This window comes from Synergistetes bacterium HGW-Synergistetes-1, assembly GCA_002839185.1.
In the GTDB taxonomy this organism is placed as follows: Bacteria; Synergistota; Synergistia; order Synergistales; family Synergistaceae; genus Caenicola.
In genome coordinates this window covers 104,089-120,338 of sequence record PGXO01000003.1, presented here as the reverse complement: position 1 = coordinate 120,338, position 16,250 = coordinate 104,089, and the positions used below count along the sequence as shown (strand labels likewise).

Here is a 16,250-nt window from a genome sequence, read left to right as displayed (position 1 = left end):
TTGCAGCATTTAAAGTTTTATTTGTAGCAGGAGTGATTAGTTGTAATATAGAGGGGCCGAAAGGCCCCTTTTTTTATAAACCGTAAATAGAGACTAAAGGTGATAATAGACATATGTCAGATAAAATCATTGATTCTTTAAACCCCAAACAAAAAGAAGCCGTTGTATACTGCGACGGTCATGAACTTGTGCTCGCCGGTGCGGGCAGCGGCAAGACACGCGTCCTTACTTCAAAGATAGCTTATCTGATCGGGACTAAGAAGGTCGCCCCCTGGAGGATACTTGCTCTTACTTTTACAAACAAGGCTGCAAAAGAGATGAAGACAAGGGTGGAAAGTCTCCTTGGCTCAGACCTCAGAGGGATGGAGGTCTCGACCTTCCACGCATACGGGCTCCGCTTTCTTCACAGGTATTCCGATTCCTTAATGAGGCTTGGGTATCCAAAGAGCTTTGTCATCTTTGACCGGGGAGACACAAGGAACGTTATAAAAAAAGTTCTGAACCAGCTTGACATCGATCCGCGGATAATGGACGCCGGAGGAGCAATAGAACTTATATCTAGGGTCAAAACGGAGTCGAATCCGGTCACTAGGGAGCCTGCAATACAAACCAGATGGCTCCCCCTCTATGAAAAATACCAGCAGTATCTGATTTCACAGGGAGCACTGGATTTTGACGATCTTATGGTGCTTCCCCTGCATATTCTTGCCACTGACAAGGAAGTTCGCGAGCGTGAACGCTCCCGTCTTGACTGGCTCCTCGTCGATGAATACCAGGATGTCAACAGGCCCCAGTACCTGCTTTTGCGCTGTCTCGTAGATTCAGGAAGAAAGATAATGGTGGTCGGCGATCCGGACCAGTCAATATATGGATGGCGCGGAGCAGACATGGGTATGATCATGAACTTCGCCAATGACTTCAAAGGCGCGAAGATAGTGGTCCTTGACCAGAATTACCGCTCTACCGGAAAGATACTTGAGGGTGCGAACGGAGTCATACAAAAGAACTCCGACAGGCATCCCAAGGATCTGTGGACAGCTGCGCCAAGGGGCGAGTTTATAAGCATTTACAGGTCTCGCACCGATCAGGATGAAGCAGTTTGGATTGCCGATCAGATAGAGAGCCTGAGGGACGACGGGTACAGGTACTGTGAGATGGCGGTACTTTACAGGATGAACGCGCTCAGCCGCGGCATCGAACAGACGCTTCTGGAAAAAGGGATCCCGTACAGGGTCATCAGGGGACTTGCCTTCTATGAAAGGCTGGAAGTCAAGGATGTCCTTTCGATGCTGCGCCTTGCAGTAAATCCAAGGGACAGCATATCTCTTTCCAGGGTCGCTAACGTTCCCGTGCGCGGAGTAGGAAAAAAGAGCGTCGAGATACTTTCGGAACAGCTCCAAATGACGACCGGTTTGGATCCCGCAACTGTCTGGAGTGAGATGGCAAAGACAGGCGGGGGACTGAAGGGCAAATCTGGAAATGGTGCGAAGGAACTGGCAAAGAACATGCTGGAGATACTGGGGTTCTCTTCGGATGTCCATGAGGCAGTGAGGACTGTCCTCTACTCTCAGGGTTACGAAGAATATTTAAAGGCCAATTATCCCGAAGACTGGGAAGAGAGGGTGGAGAACGTTCTTGAGATACTTTCACTTGTTCCTGAGGACGGAGACATTGCACAGGTGCTGACAGAAATTCCACTCTTTACGGATCAGGATACGCAGGATGACATGGAGGACAGGGTCAATCTGCTTACACTCCACGCGGCAAAAGGACTGGAATTCCCTGTCGTCTTCATAACGGGCATGGAAGAGGGCATCTTCCCGAGTGCGCGCGCTGTCGAGGGAGAGAGCGACCTCTCCGAGGAACGCAGGCTCTGCTACGTTGGCATGACGAGGGCCAAGGAAAGACTATACATGAGCGGTTCGTCATCGAGGCTGCTCTTCGGAGGAGTACAGAGGAACAGAACTTCAAGGTTCATCGGAGAGATCCCAAAGAGCTCAACTGAGATAAAAGACGATACAGCCGGAGGCGGTTATTTTGCTGACAGTAGGACTGACAGGAGACGTTGGCGCTGGTAAGAGTACCCTGTCGAGGGTGTGGGAAGAGATGGGCGCAACAATCATCGATGCCGACAGGGTCGCCCGTGATATGTGGATATTTCCCGATGTGCAGAAGAAGGCCGCTGAAAGATGGGGCAGTGATTTTTTCGAGGGCGATCAGAAGTCCGTTTTTGCAAAAATAGCTGCAAAGATATTTTCTGAAGAGGAAGAGTATGAGTTTGTATCAGATCTTCTGCATCCTGCAACTATCGCGGCTATAGAAGACATCGTAAGGAATGCCGAAGGCTGGGTCGTTGTCGAGATACCGCTGCTTTTTGAATGTGGGCGTCCCGAATGGATGGATTTTGTGGTATTCGTTTCGGCGTCCGCAGAAAAGCGTGTTGAACGCAACGCATTAAGGGGATGGGATGCCGCTGAGATAAAAAGGCGCGAGAGCAGGCTTATGCCGAGGGATGAAAAGATCAGGAAGTCAGACTGGGTCCTGGAGAACTCCGGCTCGAAAGAAGAGTGGGAAACCAAGGCCAGGGAGCTCGGAAAGATCTTCTTAGAGAAGGAAAGATCTTCTAGATCATAATATCCTCGAACCGGCCTATCACAGATCTCTTTTCAAGGGAATAAAGCACAGCCGCACCGATAGCGGCACCGGGCACACTGCTTACGAGGAAAGAGAAGGCAAAGAAAGCAAAGCTTACAGAAGCTCCTGTCAGAGGAGCAACGATGGCTGCGCTGACCCATGCACCGATGATACCTGTCCCGAAAGGTTCAGCCATAGCTGAAAAAAGTTTATGCCTCCCGTGCAGCGATCGCCCCGCCATTCCGACAAGGAGTGCCCCGAACATGCTTCCAGGAAATGCGAAAAGGCTGCCTGTGCCGATCAGGTTTCTTATCAGACTTGTAGTGAACGCTGCTCCTACAGCCCAGAATGGACCAAGTAAAACACCCGCGATCACGTTTATGGAATGCTGGAAAGGAAAGCATCTGGTTGGTCCCACAGGAATGGAGACAAAGGAGAGAGCTACTCCCACACCTGCCAGAATCCCCGCAGCGAGTGCCTTTTTGAAGATAATTTTTTTTAATGTTTCATTTTTATTCATTCTGTACACCTCTATAAATGTAACTTTGCATTTTACTGTCTGGCTTATTGTTCTGGCTAAGCTTCAGGGAACCGGAGCAGGCCTATGCCGGCCAGCATATTCTATCAGAGAGAGGGTAATAATGAAAGTAATTTTCAGCCGCCTACCCTTCCCTTAATGTATAATTGCCCAATAGTCAGCCTTTTCACGGGAGTTGTTTTTATTGAAAACGATTGTTCTGCCTGATCTGACCATTGAGACAGAGTGTGATCTCGATATAACTATGATGGTGCTTGGCGGCAGGAAGCCCTCTGCCGACTGGATGAGATCCCTTGGTTTTTATAAGAACCTGTGGGCAGTGGACAGCGGCGTAGATCCCTGCTTTGAAGCTGGGATCCTGCCGGATAAACTTGTGGGAGACGGAGACAGTGCCTCTCCTGAAGCATGGCAGTGGGCCGTGGATAACGGCGTAGACGTTTCAAAATTCAACAGGGACAAGGATCTTACAGACTTTCAGATCGCCCTTGATCTTTTGTCCGGAAAAGGCGGGGAAAAACAGAAGGCTCTATTTATTACAGGAGGGTTGGCAGGCAGGTTTGACCATCTCTGGGCTACTGTCATTTCTTTTATTAACTGCGGCGAAAATATCAGGCCTTTTGGGATGGCTGACGAGATAGAGGGAATGATCTTCCTGAGTGGGCCTGAAAAACTGAAGATCGATTTTAAGAGATCACCTGGCGCAATTTCACTTATACCCTTCACCGGCGAAAGCAGGGGGGTCTCAATAAAAGGAGTCAGGTGGCCCCTTGAGGATGTCTGCCTTAAGTATGGGAAACCTTACAGTGTCAGCAACAGGCTTGCAGATGGAAAACAAGCGGAGGTCTCCGTCAAAGAGGGAACTGTCGGAGTATACTGGGTCTGGGAAATTTAAAGATATGCGTAATTTATGAGACAGTGCAATTTGTCAGTCATGATAAAATACTTTCTGTTAGATTTTGGATCGATAGGGATGTGATCGGCAGTGTTTTTTGGAGGCGGAAATATTACAGCACGTCTGGCTGAACTTCTTCTCAGCCTGCCTGCAGTGCTTTGGGCTATAACTTTTCATGAATTTTGTCACGGCTATGCTGCTATGAAACTTGGAGACCCCACTGCGAAGATGGACGGAAGGCTCAGTCTGAATCCTATGCACCACCTGGACCCTATTGGAGCGCTCTGTCTACTTCTCTTCAGATTTGGATGGGCTAAACCTGTGCCTATCAACCCCGGGTATTTTAAGAATCCGAGAAGGGACATGGCAATCGTCAGCCTGGCGGGGGCAGCCGGGAACATACTTACAGCATTTGTTTGTGCACAGCTTGTGAAGATCTTCCCAGCGCTCTTCCAGACATATGCGGCGCAGCAGTTTATCCTGATAATGATATACATGAACGTGGGGCTTGCTGCATTCAACCTTTTGCCCATCCCTCCACTTGACGGGTCGCGTGTCCTTTATGTCATGCTTCCTTATAAATATTTGAATGTCTACTACACATTGGAAAGGTACGGGATGTTCGTCATTGTAGCGCTGATGATACTGGGAGTGATCCCAGTGCTGATGAGCCCGATAATGAGCCTTATCCTGAATATAATACTCTAGGTGGTAAAAATGAATATTCTGCTGACAAACGATGACGGAGTTTACTCGATAGGGATACAGACGCTTGCCAAAAAACTTACCGAGGCGGGACACAATGTCCTCCTTGTAGCTCCGGACAGGGAAAGGAGCGGATGCGGTCACGCGATGACGATGGACAGGCCGGTGCACATACGCAACGTGAACAGGCTCTTTCTCTCTGCAGATTTTGAGGCAAAGGCCTGCGACGGGACTCCGACAGACTGTGTCATAATGGCTATAGACGCGATGGGATTTGAACCTGACATGGTGATATCGGGGATAAACCAGGGACCAAATCTGGGCGATGACCTTACTTATTCAGGAACAGTCTGCGCGGCAATGGAAGGTGTCATTTTCGGATACCCTTCGATAGCTGTATCTCTTGTTATGAGCTCAAAGGACAAAGAACTTTACAATGATACGGCTGCTGTGACCCTTATGGCAATGCTTGACTGGACGAAGGGATCTCCGGTCCCTGAGGGCGTACTTTTCAACGTGAACGTACCCAATATCCCAATATCAGAGATAAAAGGGGTGCTTGTTACAAGGAAGGGCGTACGCCGCTACGTAGACAAGATAAGGACTATAAAGACTCCTTCCGGCGGCGATGCATATTGGATAGGCGGCAACATAGAGGATGACATGTCTGATGGAACAGATGTATGGGCAGTTGCTAACAATTATGTTTCAGTGACTCCTGTTCACATGGAGATGACAAGTTTTGAGACCCAGAAGGAATGCAAGGAAGCCGGTCTGGAAGCCTATATAGAGACTGAAATAAACAAAAATTAGATCATATTTTAAAAGTAAACCATAGTTTTTAGTTGACATTTAGGCAATAGGTGATAAAATACCACACAGTTTTTCGAGGATACTATCAAAAGGAGGCTGGAGCTTTGCATTATACCGCTGTCGAACGAGCACGACGTACCCGACGAATCACCCTTGTTACGCATAACAAATGCGATGACGGGGCCATGGATTCGATCGCTCGGCGACAGAGATAAAGTGCCATCGGCTGAAAGCACTTTTCGCAGGTAGTATCGAAGTTCCCGCACCCCTGAGCAGAACCCGAAGAAAGATCGTCACGATCAAGTAGGGGTCCGGTAGTTTTCCGAAAACAAACGAACCAAGTGGGCGCAGAGCGTCAACGAGGGTGGCACCGCGGGTAAAGTATACTCGTCCCTCTTCCTTAACCGGAAGAGGGACGAGTTTTTTTTGTCTATTTGAGCGGACAGGTGCTCAAAAAATAAATTTTTGAAAAAATTAAGGAGGAAATTGAAATGATGACAGCAGAAAAAAAAGGTAAGGTAATATTGGCGTACAGCGGTGGACTTGATACTTCAGTTGCGATCCCATGGCTCCATGATCAGGGTTACGATGTTGTGACTCTTACTATGAACGTTGGCCAGCAGGCTGACAACCTTGATGAGATCAAAGCGAAGGCCTATGCTGCAGGTGCAGTGAAAGCTTATGTAGTTGACCTTCGTGAGGCTTTTATTGACACATTCGTATGGCCCTCGCTCAAATCAAACGCGGTATATCAGGGAGTATATCCTCTTAACTCCGCCCTCTCCCGCCCTATGATAGCCCAGGCACTTATCTGGTGCGCAGAGAAAGAGGGAGCAGTAGCGGTAGCACACGGCTGTACCGGCAAAGGCCAGGACCAGGTCCGTATAGAAGTCTGCTGCAACGCGCTCAATCCTGAAATCGAAGTCCTAGCCCCCGTTCGTGACTGGGGTTTCACCCGCGAAGAAGAAATGGACTACGCCGAGGCCCACAACGTGCCCGTACCCACGACTCGTCAGAGCCCCTACAGCCTTGATGACAACCTCTGGGGACGGTCGATAGAGTGCGGCATTCTTGAAGATCCCTGGAACGAGCCTCCCAAAGATGCATATGCCCTCACCGCGGATCCCAAAGAAGCTCCTGATGAAGAGGTAACTGTCGAGATCACCTTCGAGGCAGGTATCCCTGTTGCTATCAACGGCCAGAAGATGGGAAGCATCGAACTGATCGACATCATGAACAAGACTGCGGGAAAAGCCGGCTATGGAAGGATCGACATGGTCGAAGACAGACTTGTTGGATTCAAGAGCCGCGAAGTATACGAGTGCCCGGGGGCACTTGCACTCATGGAAGCTCACAAAAAACTTGAGACCATAACCCTTTCAAAGGACACTCTCAAGACTAAAAAAGAACTTGAGGTCAGGTTCGCCGAAATGGCTTATGAGGGCTACTGGTTCTCACCCCTGATGGAAGCTGTACAGGCATTCATGGACAGCACGCAGAAGGCTGTCAGCGGCACAGTAAGGATGAAGTTCTATAAGGGTAATGGAACAGTGAACGGAATGAAGTCAGAGAGCTCTGTCTATAACAAAGCCCTTGCCACATATTCCGCAGGAGACATTTTTGATCAGTCAGCTTCAGTAGGATTCATCAAGATCTGGGGCATGCCGATAAAGACATGGAGACAGACACATTCGGAGAAGAACGTCAATCCCATCGATGCCTTTATTAACGCCAAGGGTAAGGACGCCTTCTAGCACTTGGGGCATATCGCGGCGCTGACTTAGCAAAGCTTGTGGAGCCTCACTTCGACGTATTCATATACGCCTTCGTGAGGCTCCACTGCGCATTGCGTCGTCATCATCCACGATCTGCCCCAATTGCTCCCTCACCGTCGTTCCCGTGTGCCCTTGAGCCCGGAACCCAGGTCCAAGTTCTGCCTATGCCTATGACCTTGGCGTCTTCCCGATATGAGGTTGACCGGGAACCAGGTTTTTTTAGTCTTGACTTAGGTCCATCTTCGTCGTCCCCGAATGCATAAATCGGGGATCTAGCGGCTCTGAATCTGCTCTATGAGCTATTTTTTGCACCAACCAACTGATTTGCCATCGATTTGCAATTGATTCCCAATTGACTCCCGCCAGAAGCTTTTTCTGGCAAATTCCCTGCGGCGTGTCCACGCCGCAGCCTATTGATGCAAAGCTTCCATTGCCAGGCGGATGTGTTCATGCATTAATTTTACGCACTTAGCTTCATCATGTTCTTTGAGGGCTTCAAGGAGCTTGATGTGCTCTTCGAGGCTGGGGTTGTCAGCGAAATTGAAGAAGGATTCGAAGAATATTGTTTGGACATAGGTCCTTGAGAGGATGTTCTTTACATATCCAGCCAGGGTGCTGTTGCCTGAAGATTCGGCAATTATCTGGTGGAAAGCGTCATTGACGTTCATGTATAGCTCGAGGTTTTTTTCCTCGAAAGCTTTTCTTTCGTTGTCTATCTGCTCCTGGAGCATGCAGAGCTGTAAGGGGGTGATGAGGTGTGATGCCTTTCTTATTGCCATAATCTCAAGGTTGCCCCTGACTTCGTAGGTGTCTATAATTTCCTGTTTAGTAGGGGAGGAGAGGCACGCACCCCATCCGGGGACGATCTGCACTAGCCCCTCGTTCTCCAGGCGTCGCAGAGCTTCCCTTACAGGAGTCCTGCTGACGTTGTATTCCTTAGCTATGGAGATTTCGGGAAGCCTCTGCCCGCTTTTCAACGTCTTATCGAAAATGCCTCTGCGGATACCTTCGTATACATGATCCGCTGATGTTTTCCCGGGAGTGTTACTTCTCGCCATCTGATCACCTCCACCCAATTGTAACAAATATATACAGTTGTCCTGTATAGTGCAAGCAGAACTGCTTGACATAAAAATAAGTATCATATATAAAGTATTAAAGCATGTATTCATTGTATACCATTGATTATATTTTTTGACATTAGAGGAGTGATCTGTATGATCGATCTGAACAAACTCTGTGGTATGAAGGGAAAGATCGCTGTCGTGACGGGGGCAGCTTCCGGGATAGGTGCCGGGATATCAAGGTTCTTTTCAAATGCAGGTGTTACAGTTGTAATGGCTGATATCAATGATCAGCTTGCGAAGTGTGTCCAGAGTGAAATAGCCTCCGCCGGCAACAATGCCGTTTTCATTAAATGCGACGTCACAAAAGAATCCGACTGCAAAACTCTGGCTGACGCCGTTATTGAGAAATTCGGAAGGATAGACATACTTGTGAACTGTGCGGGTGTCGCCCGCCGTCATACAGTAGAGACTTTATCCGAAGAGGACTGGGATCTTGCCCTGAATGTGACGCTGAAGAGCGTATTTCTGATGAGCAAGCATGTTGTCCCCTACATGAAAAAGGCGGGCGGAGGAAAGATCGTAAATATAGGGTCAGGTTGGGCGTTGAAAGGCGGAGACCACGCGGTCTCATACTGTGCTGCGAAGGGCGGAGTATGGAACATGACGAGGGCGATGGCGATCGACCATGGTCCCGACAATATAAACGTGAACTGTGTCTGCCCCGGTGATATAGATACGCCGATGCTGAAGAGCGAGTGTGAGCAGCTGGGCGGAGTGTATGACGAGAAGTACAAGGAGGATTGCGCACAGCGGCCGATGTCCAGGCTGGGGGCACCTGAGGATGTCGCAATGTGTGTGTTCTTCCTTTGCAGCGATATGGCACCATGGGTGACGGGCTCGAGTCTCGTGGTCGATGGTGGCGGCATCGCCTAAAACGGCGATTATACGCGCCATCTACTTTGTGACCGGCCGGCGTTCGATCCTCGACGTATCAGATATACGCCTCCGGTGCGAACGCCGACCAATCACTTCGTATCTGGCACGTCTAATCGCCGTTTTGTTTAAACGGAGAATATATGGGACATCTGCTTCGTGGAAGGCTGGTGTCCAATCCTCGACGTATCAGATATACGCCTCCGGTATGGGCGCCAACCAGCCACATCGCATCTGCCCCATCTATTCGCCGTTTTACCGGCGGTTGGGGTTGGGGAAATGAAAAGTCAAAAGCAAAAGATTTTTTAAGAGATAAACAGGGATTTAATTTTTGATTTTGGGAGGTAGTGACATGGGGAAGAAGGTTTACCCTTATATTCCTAATTCGGTGGCTGAGGTCCAGGAGGAGATGCTGAAGTTTATCGGGGTCGGGTCGATCGAGGATCTGATCGCGGACATTCCTGAAGAGGTCCGCATGAAGGAACCGATGGAGCTTCCTGAACCTTTTGAGGATGAAGCGGGGATATACAGGCATGTGAGCGGGATCATGAACAAAAATACAACGGCGGAAGAGCTTCGCTGTTTCCTTGGAGCAGGCTGCTACAACCGTTATGTGCCTGCAGTTGTCGATGAGGTCATCAACAGGTCCGAATTCCTTACAGCCTACGCGGGCGAGCCTTACGAGGATCATGGGCGTTTTCACGCGCTTTTTGAGTATCAATCGATGATGGCGGAGCTGCTGGATTTTGACATCTGCAACGTTCCCAACTATGACGGAAGCCAGGCCTGCGGCACAGCACTCAGGATGGCGACAAGGATAACGAAGAGGAAAGAGGTACTCATACCGAGGAACCTAAACCCAGATGTCCTGAAGGTTGTTGAGACCTATCTGCAGCCTGATGTGAAGATCACATACGTAAATTATAACGACAAAACAGGCCGCATCTGCCTGGACAGCCTCAAGGCCTGCCTGACGGACAAGGCCGCCGCAGTCCTCGTCATGAACCCAAATTTCTTCGGGATCATTGAGGATAAAGCTCAGGAAATAGCTGATATGGCCCATAAGGTTGGAGCTCTTATGGTCGCATATGTTGAACCTTCTACGCTGGGAGTCCTCACACCTCCAAGCCGTTACGGGGCAGACATGGCATGCGGTGATATCCAGCCCCTTGGTATCCATATGAACTATGGCGGCGGAGTTGCAGGGTTCGTTGCAGCGAACGAGAAGTCGGAGATCATTGAGGAATACCCTTCAAGGCTCTTTGGAATAGCACCCACAAGCGAAGGCGAGTGGGGGTTCGGTGACGTCCTCTGGGAGCGTACCTCTTTTGCCAACAGGGACAGTGCCAAGGAGTTTGTAGGCACTCACTCGGCTCTATGGGGGATCGCCGCAGGCGTCTATCTTGCCTCTATGGGGCCCCATGGAATGAGGGAACTTGGCGAAGCTATACTGCAGCGTCAGGTCTGCCTGAAAAAAGCTCTTGCTAAGGTAAAGGGAGTTGACCTGGACAGGTTCACCGGGACTCCTTTTGAAGAGATAGTTGTTGATTTCAGCAGCACGGGCAAAACAGTAAAGGAGATTAACGAGAAGCTTCTTGAGAAGGGAATACTCGGTGGGTATGATCTTGCAGAATGCTTCCCCGAGCTTGAAGGTTGCTCGCTCCTTTGTGTGACAGAACAGACAACGGCGGAAGATATCAAAGCCATAGCCGACGCCCTGTGCGAGATACTCGGATAAGGAGGGACAGATCATGGACGGACTGACAAGAATGAAAAATTTTCATCAGGCCAGATGGAACGAACCGATCATTTACCAGCTCAGCGAGCCGGGGCAACGCGGTGTGCTCGTTCCCGGACCCTGCTGTGACTGCGTATCAAAAGAAGAAGTCCTTGGAACCCTTCCTGAACACATGGTTAGGAAGGATACGGCAAATCTTCCCGAGATCGCACAGCTCCAGCTTGTGAGGCACTACAACCACCTTTCCCAGGAGAATATCGGAGTTGACGGCAACATAGACATAGGACAGGGCACATGCACCATGAAATACAGCCCAAAGGTCAACGAACGCCTGGCAGGTTCGCCTAAGCTGCTGCACATGCATCCGCTGCAGCCTGAAAAGACGGCTCAGGGAGTGCTCGAGATAATGTATAAAACGTGTGAGCTCTTCAAATCTATCTCAGGGCTTGATGTATTCAGTGTCCAGCCCGGAGGCGGATCGCACGGAGTGCTGGCTCTTGCTTCAATAGTGAGGGCATATTGGCGCGACAAAGGTGAAGAGGATAAACGCGATGAAGTCATCACGACGCTCTTCTCGCATCCTGCAGATGCGGCTGTGCCTATTGTGAAGGGATACAAGGTAACCATCATACAGCCAGACTCTGAAGGATATCCCGATATCGAAGCTTTCAAGGCTGCTCTTTCTGACAGAACTGCCGCCATCTTCTTCACCAACCCAGAAGATACGGGCATCTTCAACGTGAGGATCAAAGAGTTTACCAGACTTGCCCATGAAAAGGGAGTCCTCTGTTGCTATGACCAGGCGAACGCAAATGGATTGCTGGGTATCACAAGGACTGCGGAAGCTGACTTTGACATGTCATTCTTCAACCTCCACAAGACCTTCTCGGCCCCCCACGGATGCGGCGGACCTGCCACGGGGATGGTGGCGGCAAGAAAAGAGCTTCGTCCGTACATGCCAGTTCCGCTTGTAGAGTACCGCCCGGAAAAGGGATACTACCTTGACTTCGATCTGCCTAAGTCATGCGGGAAGATCAAATCTTTCTGGGGTGTCATTCCGGTGATCCTCAAGGCTTATTCATGGATAATGACACTTGGTGCAGATGGGTTGAGAGAAGTATCAAGGGTCGCCATCCTGAACAATAACTACTGCATGAAGAAGATCCTTGCGATAAAGGGCGCTTCAATGAGCTTCCCGCACCATCCTTCACGTATTGAGCAGGCACGTTACAGCTGGGAGAAACTCAAGGAAGATACCGGATTTGGAACTGCCGATCTACAGCGCTGCATTGCTGACTTCGGGACCCACTACTGGTCGAGCCACGAGCCCTTTGTGATTCCCGAACCCTTCACGATAGAGCCCAGCGAGTCCTACTCTAAGACTGACATTGACGATTACTGCACGGTTCTGGCTGAGATATCGAGAATGTGCTACGAGGAGCCTGAAGCAGTGAAACGTGCTCCATCGAACAGCACGGTCCACCATATCGACCACGACTATTTCGATGATCCGGCAAAATACTCGATAACCTGGCGCTCTTATAACAAGAAGTACAAAGGTTACTTCGAGCCTAAGTAAAATGAAGATCGGTTTCCTCGTAAACCCGGTAGCAGGTATGGGAGGAAAGGTTGCTCTCAAGGGCACCGACGGAGAAGATATTCTCCGTCGGGCCATAGAGCTTGGTGCGGTCCCTACGGCAAACAGCCGTGCGGAGACCGCACTTGCCGTATTCAGGGAAGCCGCTTCAGATCATCGGTTTTATGCTCCTGCGGGCGAAATGGGAGGAAGCCTGCTGTCCAAAAACGGGCTGGAACCTGAGATAGTATTCGATCCCACAGCAAAAACGACCGCCGATGATACTAAAAGAGCGGTATCTCTCATGCTGGAGGCAGGAGTCGAAACAATAGTCTTTGCAGGCGGTGACGGGACTGCACGTGACATATGCTCAGCAGTCGGAGAAAAGGTTCCTGTCATTGGGATACCGGCGGGAGTAAAGATCCATTCAGCCGTCTACGCCAAAAAACCGAAGGACGCCGGTATGATGATTAAAAACCTGCTTCAGGGCAAGGTCAAAAGATTTATTCTTGCAGAGGTAATGGATCTCGATGAGGATGCTTTCCGAAACAACATAGTCAGGGCTCAGCTTTATGGATATATGAAAGTCCCCGATGACAGGGAGTTCATGCAGGACAGGAAATCCGGAAGCTCGTCCTCTGATGATTCCGAAAGGCTTGATATCGCAGCCTATGTCATCAAAAACATGCGCGAAGAAGAAATATATCTGATAGGGTCGGGAAGCACTGCATACTCGATAATTGAGAACCTTGGCATAGAGGGTACCCTGCTGGGTGTGGATGCCGCAGTAAATAAAGGCCTTGCAGGAAAAGACATGACTGAGGAAGAGATCAGAAGCGCACTTTCAGGCTTCGAAAAAAACAAACGTCATTTGGTCATCACAGTCATCGGAGGTCAAGGGCACATCTTCGGCAGGGGCAACCAGCAACTGAGTCCCGATGTCATCAGGATGATACCAAGAGATAATATAACTGTAATTGCAAATTCATCTAAAATGTCTGATCTTTTTGGAAAGTCTCTGATAGCAGATACAGGAGATCCGGCACTGGACGAAGAGTTCAAAGGCTATATCCCAGTGATAACAGGTTTCGGAAAAAAGATAATGGCAAAAATTGGATAGTTTTTCCACATCCAATCGAAACTAAACACTAAAAAATAAAGGGGGCAGTTCGATGGCAAAATACAGCGAACTGAAAGATAAGAAGGTAATGGTAACAGGCGCGGCAAGCGGCATAGGACTTGCTACAGCACAGAGGTTCGCGGCTGAAGGTGCGAAGGTTTTTATCCTTGACTGCAACAAAGAGGCAATATCAAAAGTGATGGCTGAGAATCCGCAGTTTGCAGGGTCATGTATTTGCGATGTAAGCAGTGAAGATGATGTTATCGCTGCATTTGAAAAGATGGACAGGGAGCTTGGCGGAATAGATGTACTGATCTCAAATGCGGGAATAAGCATACGCAAAGACTTTGTAGACATCTCATATGAACAGTGGCAGAAGGTTATCGACATTAACCTTAACGGTATGTTCCTCTGCTCGCGCGAGGCCGCCAGAAGAATGAAAGCCCAGAAAAGCGGAGTCATTCTTATGACGGCATCCTCTAACGGAACGGAAGGCCACCGCTGGTACACGGACTACAATGCTTCAAAGGCGGGAGTAATACTTCTTACCAAGAGCATGGCACTTGAGCTTGCTCCTGATGTCAGAGTCAACTGCGTCTGCCCTGGATATGTCCTTACTCCCATGCAGAGGGCCGAATACACGGACGAAATGCTTGCTAAAGTTAACGAGGGCATCCCTATGAAGCGTCATGCGGAACCGGGTGAGATAGGTGCACTTTACGCCTTCCTAGCATCTGACGATGCCCAATACATAACCGGCGCAGATATAAGGATCGATGGAGGAGAGACAGCCGGTCTCTATTAAGCCCTCTCAACGGAGTAACATTTTTTCAAAAACCAGAAGAAAGAAGATGATGCCGAAGAGGGGATAGCGCGAGTTGTCCCGTCTATATATAAGAATGAAGAAGTTTTAAGGTATACATTGTATTCTGATATATCTGTTTTATTCTATTTTTTAAAAAAAATAAAAGGAGGCAATTGAAAATGAAAGCTTTGCTAAGATTGACCCCGATCGTTGTTATCGCAGGATTGATGCTTTCGGGAATGGATATTTTGCTTGCCGCGCCTCTCTCTTTTATGTATGCAATTTTGATCGCTATGATCGTCGATCGCTACAAGTTCAACGAACTTCTTGATGCAGCCCTGGACAACCTTAAGCATTTCCTGATCGTTTTCCTTATCTTACAGGCAGCTTACGCCGTTGCAGAATGCTTCATGGCTACAGGGGTCGCCGCTTCTGTTATCAACATGTCGCTTGCAGCGGGACTCAACGCGAAGGTCCTGGCAGTCGTGGCCTTGATGGTAACAGCAATACTTTCCATAGCCACAGGTACATCATGGGGAACGTTTGCGGCATGTGCCCCTATATTCCTCTGGCTCAACCACATCGTAGGTGGAAACATTGCTCTCACTATAGGAGCCATAGCAGGTGGGTCATGCTTTGGAGACAATATAGGTCTTATATCAGATACTACTATAGTCAGTTCCGGTATTCAGGAAGTTGAGATCATCAAAAGGGTCCGTCACCAGGGAGTCTGGTCATTTCTCTGTTTAGCGATTTCTGCAGTCGTATTCTATTTTGTAGGAGTTGCTCTGGGACTTCCCAGTACGACAGGCCAGGCTGCGGACGCTATTGCACAGATCCCTCAGGATGTATGGGCAGCTCTTGCTGAAAAGAGACCTTCCGCTGTTACGCTTCTTGAACTTGTAAAAGCAGGAGTACCTGCGTATATGATCCTTCCGCTTATCATCGTACTCGGGCTTGCAATAAAGGGATTCAGTACCCTAATTTGTCTTGGTGCCGGTATCATTTCTTCTCTGATATTTGGACTTATGGCAGGAACTGTCGGCAGCATTTCCGAATTTCTGGAACTTGTTTACACTGGTTTCTCCGATGCCGGGAGCTGGTCCATTGCGATGATGCTTTGGGTAGGAGCTTTTGGAGGGGTAATGAGAAAGATGAATGCATTCGATCCAATAGCTGTTGTCGTCCTGAAGATGGTACGCAAGGTCAGACACCTTATGTTCTCCAATGCGGTCATATGTCTTCTTGGGAACGCGGCACTTGCTGACGAAATGGCCCAGATAGTCACGATAGGTCCGATCATAAAGGACATGACCGAATCCAGTGTTGTTGGAAGCAAGGAAGATATGTACACGCTTGCTCTTAGAAATGCAACCTTCTCTGACGCGATGGGTGTTCTTGGATCACAGCTCATCCCATGGCATGTTTATATGGGTTTTTTCCTCGGCATCAGCGCATCTGTCTATCCGCTTGCTGCAAATGTTACGGTCGGAGATATAATCACCCACAACTACCTTGCCTGGATCGCGGTAGGTTCTATGCTCTTCCTAACCTTTACAGGATTGGACAGGTTTATCCCGCTCTTTAAGATACCTTCGGAGCCGGATGTTTACCTGAAGAGTCAGGCGGCGCAATACGAAAAGTAAGTAAATAT

Annotated in this window: 14 protein-coding genes; 12 read left to right on the top strand and 2 right to left on the bottom strand. The window is 49.1% G+C overall.

Annotation, left to right across the window (positions count from 1 at the left end; all coding sequences use genetic code 11):
- Positions 1-113 precede the first annotated feature (113 nt).
- Together CVV54_03360 and coaE are read left to right on the top strand one after the other, a co-directional pair.
- Positions 114-2,078: an ATP-dependent DNA helicase PcrA gene (locus tag CVV54_03360; protein PKL05008.1), complete on the top strand. Its 1,965-nt coding sequence runs from the start codon at positions 114-116 to the stop codon at positions 2,076-2,078.
- Positions 2,017-2,634 (top strand): dephospho-CoA kinase, encoded by a 618-nt coding sequence (gene coaE, locus CVV54_03355; protein ID PKL05007.1) that lies wholly within the window; start codon positions 2,017-2,019, stop codon positions 2,632-2,634. The genes CVV54_03360 and coaE overlap by 62 nt, the downstream gene beginning before the upstream one ends.
- On the opposite strand, the gene thiW is transcribed toward coaE, so the two are convergent.
- Positions 2,624-3,154, bottom strand: coding sequence for an energy coupling factor transporter S component ThiW (gene thiW / locus CVV54_03350; protein ID PKL05006.1), 531 nt, complete (start codon positions 3,152-3,154; stop codon positions 2,624-2,626). The genes coaE and thiW overlap by 11 nt on opposite strands.
- A 202-nt stretch (positions 3,155-3,356) precedes the next feature.
- On the opposite strand from thiW, the gene CVV54_03345 reads away from it, so the two are divergent.
- The 4 genes from CVV54_03345 (at position 3,357) to CVV54_03330 (ending at position 7,336) form a co-directional block, all read left to right on the top strand.
- A complete protein-coding gene (locus CVV54_03345; protein ID PKL05005.1) occupies positions 3,357-4,064 on the top strand; it encodes a thiamine diphosphokinase in 708 nt (235 codons plus the stop codon).
- Between the two features lie 111 nt (positions 4,065-4,175).
- A complete protein-coding gene (locus tag CVV54_03340) occupies positions 4,176-4,772 on the top strand; it encodes a site-2 protease family protein (protein ID PKL05054.1) in 597 nt (198 codons plus the stop codon).
- A 9-nt stretch (positions 4,773-4,781) separates the two neighbouring features.
- The gene (locus tag CVV54_03335) at positions 4,782-5,582 is read left to right on the top strand and encodes a 5'/3'-nucleotidase SurE (GenBank protein ID PKL05004.1); all 801 of its coding nucleotides are present in this window, start codon (positions 4,782-4,784) and stop codon (positions 5,580-5,582) included.
- 491 nt (positions 5,583-6,073) lie between these two features.
- Positions 6,074-7,336 carry an argininosuccinate synthase gene (locus CVV54_03330; GenBank protein PKL05003.1) on the top strand — a complete coding sequence of 421 codons (1,263 nt, stop codon included), beginning with the start codon at positions 6,074-6,076 and terminating at the stop codon, positions 7,334-7,336.
- Positions 7,337-7,767: 431 nt separating this feature from the next.
- Here the strand turns inward: CVV54_03330 and CVV54_03325 are convergent, their stop codons facing one another.
- Positions 7,768-8,415 (bottom strand): GntR family transcriptional regulator, encoded by a 648-nt coding sequence (locus tag CVV54_03325; protein PKL05002.1) that lies wholly within the window; start codon positions 8,413-8,415, stop codon positions 7,768-7,770.
- Positions 8,416-8,574: 159 nt separating this feature from the next.
- On the opposite strand from CVV54_03325, the gene CVV54_03320 reads away from it, so the two are divergent.
- The 6 genes from CVV54_03320 to CVV54_03295 all read left to right on the top strand — a co-directional run bounded on the left by CVV54_03320 (position 8,575) and on the right by CVV54_03295 (position 16,242).
- Positions 8,575-9,357 carry a short-chain dehydrogenase gene (locus CVV54_03320; GenBank protein PKL05001.1) on the top strand — a complete coding sequence of 261 codons (783 nt, stop codon included), beginning with the start codon at positions 8,575-8,577 and terminating at the stop codon, positions 9,355-9,357.
- Between the two features lie 352 nt (positions 9,358-9,709).
- Positions 9,710-11,095, top strand: a complete 1,386-nt coding sequence (locus CVV54_03315) for an aminomethyl-transferring glycine dehydrogenase (protein ID PKL05000.1) — start codon at positions 9,710-9,712, stop codon at positions 11,093-11,095.
- Between the two features lie 13 nt (positions 11,096-11,108).
- A complete protein-coding gene (locus CVV54_03310; GenBank protein PKL04999.1) occupies positions 11,109-12,674 on the top strand; it encodes a glycine dehydrogenase subunit 2 in 1,566 nt (521 codons plus the stop codon).
- Position 12,675: 1 nt separating this feature from the next.
- The gene (locus CVV54_03305; protein PKL04998.1) at positions 12,676-13,791 is read left to right on the top strand and encodes an ATP-NAD kinase; all 1,116 of its coding nucleotides are present in this window, start codon (positions 12,676-12,678) and stop codon (positions 13,789-13,791) included.
- 52 nt (positions 13,792-13,843) lie between these two features.
- Positions 13,844-14,596 (top strand): oxidoreductase, encoded by a 753-nt coding sequence (locus CVV54_03300; GenBank protein PKL04997.1) that lies wholly within the window; start codon positions 13,844-13,846, stop codon positions 14,594-14,596.
- Positions 14,597-14,775: 179 nt separating this feature from the next.
- A complete protein-coding gene (locus CVV54_03295; protein PKL04996.1) occupies positions 14,776-16,242 on the top strand; it encodes a sodium:proton antiporter in 1,467 nt (488 codons plus the stop codon).
- Positions 16,243-16,250: the final 8 nt, after the last annotated feature.

Bases quoted from the DNA above. Each gene is read 5' to 3' on its own strand.
- CVV54_03360 (PKL05008.1), top strand. From the start codon at position 114: ATGTCAGATAAAATCATTGATTCTTTAAACCCCAAACAAAAAGAAGCC.
- thiW (PKL05006.1), bottom strand. From the start codon at position 3,154: ATGAATAAAAATGAAACATTAAAAAAAATTATCTTCAAAAAGGCACTC.
- CVV54_03335 (PKL05004.1), top strand. From the start codon at position 4,782: ATGAATATTCTGCTGACAAACGATGACGGAGTTTACTCGATAGGGATA.
- CVV54_03330 (PKL05003.1), top strand. From the start codon at position 6,074: ATGATGACAGCAGAAAAAAAAGGTAAGGTAATATTGGCGTACAGCGGT.
- CVV54_03325 (PKL05002.1), bottom strand. From the start codon at position 8,415: ATGGCGAGAAGTAACACTCCCGGGAAAACATCAGCGGATCATGTATAC.
- CVV54_03320 (PKL05001.1), top strand. From the start codon at position 8,575: ATGATCGATCTGAACAAACTCTGTGGTATGAAGGGAAAGATCGCTGTC.
- CVV54_03315 (PKL05000.1), top strand. From the start codon at position 9,710: ATGGGGAAGAAGGTTTACCCTTATATTCCTAATTCGGTGGCTGAGGTC.
- CVV54_03310 (PKL04999.1), top strand. From the start codon at position 11,109: ATGGACGGACTGACAAGAATGAAAAATTTTCATCAGGCCAGATGGAAC.
- CVV54_03305 (PKL04998.1), top strand. From the start codon at position 12,676: ATGAAGATCGGTTTCCTCGTAAACCCGGTAGCAGGTATGGGAGGAAAG.
- CVV54_03300 (PKL04997.1), top strand. From the start codon at position 13,844: ATGGCAAAATACAGCGAACTGAAAGATAAGAAGGTAATGGTAACAGGC.
- CVV54_03295 (PKL04996.1), top strand. From the start codon at position 14,776: ATGAAAGCTTTGCTAAGATTGACCCCGATCGTTGTTATCGCAGGATTG.